The 7,507-nt window shown below is 62.8% G+C and carries 7 protein-coding genes; 3 read left to right on the top strand and 4 right to left on the bottom strand.

The genetic code is table 11. From position 1 onward, the window contains the following. Positions 1-1,009: 1,009 nt before the first annotated feature. The 4 genes from OXG79_04720 to OXG79_04735 form a co-directional block, all read right to left on the bottom strand. Positions 1,010-1,315, bottom strand: coding sequence for a hypothetical protein (locus OXG79_04720; GenBank protein ID MCY3783070.1), 306 nt, complete (start codon positions 1,313-1,315; stop codon positions 1,010-1,012). A gap of 332 nt (positions 1,316-1,647) precedes the next feature. Continuing rightward, positions 1,648-2,157: a hypothetical protein gene (locus OXG79_04725; GenBank protein ID MCY3783071.1), complete on the bottom strand. Its 510-nt coding sequence runs from the start codon at positions 2,155-2,157 to the stop codon at positions 1,648-1,650. A gap of 337 nt (positions 2,158-2,494) precedes the next feature. Further along, positions 2,495-2,896 carry a minor capsid protein gene (locus OXG79_04730; protein ID MCY3783072.1) on the bottom strand — a complete coding sequence of 134 codons (402 nt, stop codon included), beginning with the start codon at positions 2,894-2,896 and terminating at the stop codon, positions 2,495-2,497. 12 nt (positions 2,897-2,908) lie between these two features. Then, a complete protein-coding gene (locus OXG79_04735; protein ID MCY3783073.1) occupies positions 2,909-3,319 on the bottom strand; it encodes a hypothetical protein in 411 nt (136 codons plus the stop codon). Between the two features lie 622 nt (positions 3,320-3,941). On the opposite strand from OXG79_04735, the gene OXG79_04740 reads away from it, so the two are divergent. From OXG79_04740 to OXG79_04750, 3 genes are all read left to right on the top strand, one after another. Then, complete coding sequence (locus OXG79_04740) at positions 3,942-4,268, top strand: HIT domain-containing protein (protein ID MCY3783074.1); 327 nt, start codon at positions 3,942-3,944, stop codon at positions 4,266-4,268. A gap of 505 nt (positions 4,269-4,773) precedes the next feature. Continuing rightward, a complete protein-coding gene (locus tag OXG79_04745) occupies positions 4,774-5,640 on the top strand; it encodes a hypothetical protein (GenBank protein ID MCY3783075.1) in 867 nt (288 codons plus the stop codon). Between the two features lie 703 nt (positions 5,641-6,343). Further along, entirely contained in the window at positions 6,344-7,417 is a 1,074-nt protein-coding gene (locus OXG79_04750; GenBank protein MCY3783076.1) for a hypothetical protein, read from the top strand. Positions 7,418-7,507: the final 90 nt, after the last annotated feature.

The raw sequence follows: 7,507 nt of genomic DNA on the forward strand, positions 1-7,507 counted from the left end.
GGCATCGCCTACCCGAACGGACTCACCCGCTGGCACGACAAAGGTTGGCGGCTCACTGCCAGGAGGCGTCTGCGCGCTCGCCGCCGGGGCGGGGACCAGCGTGACCAGACAGGCCAGGAGGAGCACCGCCCCGAGACTTCGGTGTCCGACACGGCTCAGGTGAATCCGACACGGCTCAGGTGAACGAAGCGAGACATGGCTGTCTCCTTCCTCTGAGCGAGCGCCCTTGCTCACCTGCCGGCACCTTACTGCCGCCCTAGGGGGCTGTCAATGATTTCTGGACAGCTACGCATCCGCCCATCTACGCTGCGCCGCCAGGCTGGCCGGTGAAGTCGTATTCGTCTCCTAGGTCCCAGTCTCTGGACGCAGTCGTCGCCACCGGCCGCCCTACTTCGTTTCAGTCTTGACCGCTACCGATCGGTGGGTGCTAGCGCCGCCCTCTGCCCGGGAACTCGTCTATTGCGTCCGGGCTACTCCATTCGGCGACCACGGCAAAGATGATGATCAGACAGCACGCCGTGAAAGCCACGACGCCAATCCCGAGGTCTGTGATGCTCTCGATTCCGGAGCTTCCACAAGTGGCTGCGTCCCGGCATCCATCTTGCCGCGTGGTGCGTCGGACCGCGGCTCACCCGACGATGCCGGCGCTGGCCACGGCTGTAGCTGCCAACCACATCCCGGCAATCATTAGAACCGTTGCTGCGACAAGCCGTCGTTTCATTGTGGATCTCCTATCTGCTGCGCTAGCGTAGCTTCAATTCGCCGAGGCGCTCGGACTCGACCACCCACTGCACGTCGTCGGGTAGGTCGGAGAAATGCACCACCACCTCGCCGGGTGTGAATACGGCCATCCGACCCGTCTGCTCCGCCACCATTGCCCTGTCAGCGGTGACGTAGATGTGATTCCACCGGCGCCCCGACCACGATGCCCCCCTCTACCGGCGACGCTATTGAGGTTCACGCGCGGGATGTTGCCAACCTGCGGCGGTTCGTAGCCGAGAAAGTCGACCTAAACGACCCACAGACCCGCCGACAGCAACTCGATGGGCTCCGTGCGCTCCGAGCCGACACCGGCGACGTGTATCAACTCCTGAGTGACGGAGGTAGTCGATTCCGTGAAGCCGTCAGGGAGCTCGCGCACGGGCACGTCATAGACCGGGACTTCCCGGATAGTCTCAGACGTCACGATGTTGCTGGTCTCTTCCATGATGGCGATAGTCTGCCGACGCGCTATCTCCCATGAAACGGCGATCCACATGACCGCCGCCGTCTGGAGGACGACGAGAACCAGCACGGTGGCCGCGAGGTACTTCATCGAACCCTCCAGTCAATGCCGCCGGGCCGGTGGGCAAATGCCCACCGGCCCGGCGCTGCGCTATCTGTAGGCCGCGCTTACACCACCGCGGCTGATGGGATCACAGCGAACGACCTTCGCCGCGGGCGGATGCGTTCCCGTTGCCGTACTGCGTTTTGTAAATCGTGAGTTCATGGGTGTCTGCGCAATTCTCTATGGAACCACTCCCAATTTTGATCACGACGCAATTGCGCAGGGTGGCTTTCGCCTTGTCTTTGTGCTTCGTTTTTCCCACGCCGCCATCCGTCCTTTTGATAGAGCGGCTGTGCGTCCACCACGTGCTTGTCCATTGTTCACCGTTTTGCGTCCACCTCGCCGTGTACGGTCGTCCCGCCGGTCGAGCGCTTGATCCCGCCGGTGATGTACTCACCGTCGTAACACCAGCGGGTGCTTGACTTGAACGTCTTGTTTTCCATGTAGGCGTTGTGCGTCGCACATTCGGGCTCATCACCATTCATGAGATGTGAGGCGCCGGATTTCGGTTCTACGACGACTTCAGACTCGACCTCGAGTTCTCCACTAAATCGTGCACTGATCTTGCGCCGGAATTCTTGAATCCGGTCAAACGCGTCGAGGATTTGTTGATCGGTCATTCGAACTGGGTCTGGCCCACGAAGTGTCAGCTCTGCGGTCCCGCTGCCGGTTTGGATACGGACGATTTCACTATCTGGGCCGGTTTTGGTGCGCTGCAACTCTGGATTGGCAGCAAGCACGCCCGACGCGGCCATCGCCAGACAGGCCAAGAGGAGCACCACCCCGAGACTGCGGCGACCAACACGACCCAAGCGTGTGAAGCGAGACATTGGTGTCTCCTTCCTCTAGGCAGTCACGTCATTGATTGGCTGCCTACCGGGATCGTACTGCGGCCCTAGGGGCTGTCAACAATTTCTGGACAGCTACGCCACCGCCCATCTACGCTGCGCCGCCAGGGCAGTCGGTGAAGTCGGAAACGTCTACGAGACCCCACTCATTGGACGCCCATCGTCTCCCGCCGGCCGCCCTACTCTGGACGCGCGTTCGTGGCCTTACACCGGCTGCAGTTGACTTCCCAGGGGCGCGTGATCTTGATCGCCAACACGCGCCGGCAGCGCCAGCAGCGCGGCTTCTCGTCGGTGATGGGTCGCGTCGGTGCCTTGACGGTCATGCGGCCAGGCCAGCAGCTTCGGGAATCACGGGCTCGGCGACGCAGCGGCACTGGATTGGCTGACCGGGATGCCCTTCCGCCGGCGGCTCATCCCAGCGCTGCGTCGTGCCGTTCAGGGTGGCGTGCGCCGGACGCACGCGCTCGTCTTGCGCGGTGCGCCGCACGTACTGCTCGATGCCGAGCTGCTCGTGCCGCGCCTTGGTCAGATTGCCGATCGCCTTGTTCGTCTGGTCGCGTGTGATGCGGCGCAAGTTATAGCCCGCGCTCTGGCCCTTCTCACGCACGACGCGCCGCAGATCCTCCTGGTTGAACGGCTCGGTGCTGAACGCCACGTCGATTTCCACGCGCAGGTCGTCCATCAGGCGTCTGGGAACCGTGTGGATCAGGTTCAGGTTCACGTTCTCGCGCCGCTAGGAGTCCATGAGCGGGCGGATCGCATCGTCGTTGAGCACGACGGACCGGATATCGACGCCCAGCGCCGCCCGGAACGTCTGAATCAGCTTGCGGCGGTGGTAGCCCTCGATACGCCGCGCCTGCTTGTTGATCTCCCGCTCTACGGGGCCTATCGCTCGGGTCGTCAGGATGGGCGTGGCATCGAGCGTGTCGATGGCGTCGGCGACGGCGACGGCGAGACTGAGACCACGCCGAATGCGATTGAGCAGCGGGCGCAGCAGCACGCGGCGGATCGCTCGCTCGTACTCCCGCTCGTCGCCCTTGCGCGGGTGGATGGGTTCGACGTCCGCCTTGGCAACGCGGCGTGGACGCTCGGTAAGTCTCGCCGCATAGCGCTCGACCATGAAGTCGATCTGCGCGCCCGTCATCACGACACCCCGCGGCGTCTCGGCCCTGCGGCGCAGCATATTCCAGATGCCGTGCGGGATGCGGCGGTGCCCACCCTACCGCGGGCGCCGCGACTCAGCCGCTAACCGGTCGGGGCCCCACACGGGATAGGCCAAGGACATCGCCAGGATGTGCTGTTCCAGCCACGGCGGCGTCCGTCGTGGCGACTGGAGCGGGCGACGCTGGCGTGGGCGCAGGGCGTCCAAACCCCAGCGCCGCCCGGCTTCCGCCAACGATAGTAGGTCGAAGAGGGCACGCCCAAGGTCCGACAGGCTGCCCCGACATTGCCCAACTTGTCGACAAGGCCGAACAGCCGTAGCCGGAACCGGTGGAGTACGTCATCACGGGTCGTGAGCGATGCCTCGCTTCCATCTCATCGTTTGATCCCGACCAGATAAAGCGGGCACCACTCTCTGGCGTCAGCCCAATCCGCTGCCAGGTGTCGCGTCTCTTTGGGAAGAGGACAGCCTAGACGCCGGTTGAGGCGCGACGGCCCTGCCGCCATTCACGGTCTCACACGCCCCGCCCGGGTACGCCTGCCCATTCTGCGCCGTTGCAGCCGGCGCCGAGCCCGAGTTCAGCGCCTAGCGTGACGCTCAGGTCATGGTGCGGATCTCAAAGCACCGCAGCCTCCTGAGCCCGGATAGCCCCGGTAACGACCTGGTGATCCCGCTGGCCCACCACGAGAACATCTATGCGCTCCCCGACGACCTGGCAGCGCGCGTCGCCCACGTCGCGCGGCGCGTCGCCATGGCCATGCGTCGTGGCTATCCCTGCGATGGCGTGACCGTGCGTCAAAACAACGAGCCGGCCGGCGGCCAGGACGTCTGGCACCTGCATACGCACGTGATTCCGCGACACGCGGACATCGGCTCGGCCGAATCGCGCGTCGTGCGCCCGGACGACGCCGAGCGCAGGCGCTCCGCGTAGCGCCTGCGCAAGAGCCTCGCCGCCCTCGACGACACCCCAGACCTACCCTGAGGCCTGGTCCGCCCGAGCGATCGTGGTCGCCGGATCCGCGACCACGACAGCGGGCGTGTCGTCATGAGGATCGTAACGTCGCTGGCGGTTGGAATGCTCAGCTATTCACGCGATATGGAGACGTTGGACGATGTTCCGCTAACTGCTGTAACTCTCAACTGACTGCTGGTATGCTGCATGCTGAGGAATGTACGGAAGACGTTCGTTCCTCAGGCGCGGCCTGGGGCTGCTGGCGGGAGGCGCGGCAGGGGCACTGGTAGGGGGGCTGGCCACCGCATCGGCGCAGAGCGGGCCGGATGGCGCGCCCGACACGCTTCATCCTCCCGCGGACCCCGATCCTTTTCAGCTACCGCCGTCCGTCCGCCAATTCATCTGCGAGGCTTCCGAACCGAACCCCAGCGCATGCGGTTGGTGGTCGCGATCTGATCCGCCCACGGCGCCCGAACCGGAGTCGGTGCTGCAGACCCGGCCGATGCTCACGGTCTACGGCCGCAGTTTCGGCGTGGCCCCGATTCTCGGCAAGCTTGGGGCGCTCAACTCGTTCGATGACCTGGAACGCCACGTGGCGCCCTGGGTCGGCGCGATGTCGGAACTCGCCGAGGCGCCCGTCACGGTGGCGCCACACTTGATCTACGGGCTGGCGCGCCCCTGCCACAGCTCCGACGACACCTGCATGATCTTCCTCGACGCGTCGGGCGTGGATTTGGTCGAGGAGTACATCAAACCGGCGGCGGATCGCGACATGGCCGTGATCCTCGACAGCCAGATCGGCCGCCTCTCGCCGACCTATTTCATCCGGCGAATGATGGACGCCGGCTTGTTGGCGTATCCCAACGTGCACGTGGCGCTCGATCCCGAGTTCGCCACACGGCCGGACCAGAACATGCCGGGGCACCCGATCGGCACCCTCTCTGCCACCAGCATCAACCAGGTCCAGGCCCTCCTGGCCAGGTACGTGCGCGAGGAGGGCTTGTCGCACAAGAAGGTGCTCATCGTGCACCAGTTCGTCGACGACATCACGGATTCCTGGTCGATGGTTCCGGGTAAGCAGAACATCGAGATCTACCCCGAAGTCGAGCTGGTCTTCGACGCCGACGGCTTCGGCAGTCCGGCCGCGAAAGTGCACAAATACAACGCCATCACCAGCCCGACGGCCTACCCCCAAATTGAATGGCGCGGCATCAAGATCTTTCAGCACAACTCGCGCGCCCCCTGGGCGTCGGACACGCCGGTCATGACGCCGCGCCAGATTTATGGCCTCGATCCCACATCCAACGGCTGGCGCATGTGGGCGCCGCCGCACCTGGTCGTGGTGGCCTAGGCAGTCCTCTTCCCGAGATGTCGCGACGGGTGGGGCGAATCTCGACGACCTCTGCGCCCACACTTTGGCAACCCCAAGGACTTCGGCCGGAGTGCAGCCGTTAGTGCGGCGTCCGGTGTGCGCACGGTCGTGGTAGTAGTACTGGAAATACTGCGCCAGATCCCGGTGAAGGGCCGTGACGCGGTGGGATCAAGGCACGGGCGAACGTGGGGCGGTAGCACTCCGCGAGGATGGCTTGGTGGACGCGCCCAACGCAGCCGTTGCTCCGGGGCCGGCCCGCGCGGATCCGCGTGTGCCGCATGCCGGCGTGAGCGAGGGCCTGCCGGAAGGTGGCGCTATTGAACTCGCTGGCGTTGTCGGTGCTGACGCGCTGGAGCGGCCAGCCATGGCGGGCTGAGTCGGCGGCGACCTGCTGGGCTAAGGCGGCGGTGTGGCAGGCCGCAGAATTGCGCGAGGTGTTGTGGATGGTGGCCCAGGTATAGCTCGTGCGGATCCATGGACGCACACGCCAGGCACCGGGAGCGAAACCCTCAATCTGCGCTCAGCCACCCCAGCACCACAAGCCCCCGCGATCATTGAGTCTGTCATGGCAATCTCGGACACTACCGTAGCGCTTGATCATCCAATGGCATCCTGACAAAATCAGAATCGTTGGCAGTCACATTGACCTTAATATTCCGAGTAGCTCAGCTGGAGCAGTGCCGTGAACAATAAGCAGCACAATGTGGTGGGTATCATCTACAATCGAGAGCACACGCATTACCTGTATGGTGCCTTCCACATAGTCCGCGGGGAATCACCGCATCAGTGGACAACGAATCCTTTTGTCGTTTCCAAGCACACGGCGACAGGCGAAGTGTTTGTATACGGTAGCGTCCTCCATATGTTGCTTAAGGTCCTCCTAACGATCGAGAGGCTGAAAGAATTCTCAAGTCGTGCCGATGCCGTACTTGCGCGAGCGGGCTTGCCAACAAAGGAGCGACCTCTGCCAGTTGGTACTCCCGTAGCCGATCACATCATGGATGACCAGGAGGAATTGATTGAAGAGGTGATCCTAGTGACTTCAGTGCGCGTTCGCACCCAATCCGAAGTATTCCCGGACCGATTGGTGCCGAACACTGTGCCAGTCTATGGCTACGATGGTGCGATTGTAGACTCGATTCAGATTCGGCACATTGGAAACTTTCTCGCACACAACCGGTACATCTGTGTACGTGGCGAGCATATTGTTGATCTCTACTCCGACGAAAGAATCTTGAGTGGCATCGGCCAAATCGGGCTGAAGCTGAACTTCCTGGAATACATCACTCAGATCGAAACGGACGTGCGGAGTATTACGGTCAAAAACTTGTTGGCTTACTTGCACTGTAAACTGGAGCAGCTGTCCTCATCTTCGGGGAACAAGGAGATGGTTGACCTTCATCAAAACCTCTACACCCTGGGCGGTCTCGTAGGCCGTCAATCTGATTCCATTGTCCCTGGCCCGCTGCAGACAATCCTCAGCCGGGCAGCAGCAAACTACTTGGAGCGCAAGTACCCAAATGAACCTCCGGAGGATGAAGACCGCCAACGTGTCATTATGAAGTGCACCACGCCAAGGTTCGGCTGGGTGCCTGACTTGGATGAGCAGCGGATTCTGGTTTCTTTGTTTGTGAACGATGATCCTGAAACGCTCATCATGGATTGGGGAGAGTTCTTCCGGGAAATGGAAGCGGCTTACGGTGAGGTCACGTTGCTTGAGGCAGCTGGGTTTCCCACTCCTAGTCACGAGGAGTAGAGGGTGTGGGAGAAGCGGCCCACCGCACGAAGTACGGGTAGTGGGTCACTCTGATGTTGCACTGCGGTATGGTGACCAGTGGTCCGCTGG

It is taken from the genome of Chloroflexota bacterium (assembly GCA_026706485.1).
GTDB lineage: Bacteria > Chloroflexota > UBA11872 > UBA11872 > UBA11872 > JAJECS01.

Coding starts and splice junctions, on each gene's coding strand:
- OXG79_04725 (MCY3783071.1), bottom strand. CDS start 2,157: ATGTCTCGCTTCACACGCTTGGGTCGTGTTGGTCGCCGCAGTCTCGGG.
- OXG79_04735 (MCY3783073.1), bottom strand. CDS start 3,319: ATGACGGGCGCGCAGATCGACTTCATGGTCGAGCGCTATGCGGCGAGA.
- OXG79_04740 (MCY3783074.1), top strand. CDS start 3,942: ATGGTGCGGATCTCAAAGCACCGCAGCCTCCTGAGCCCGGATAGCCCC.
- OXG79_04720 (MCY3783070.1), bottom strand. CDS start 1,315: ATGAAGTACCTCGCGGCCACCGTGCTGGTTCTCGTCGTCCTCCAGACG.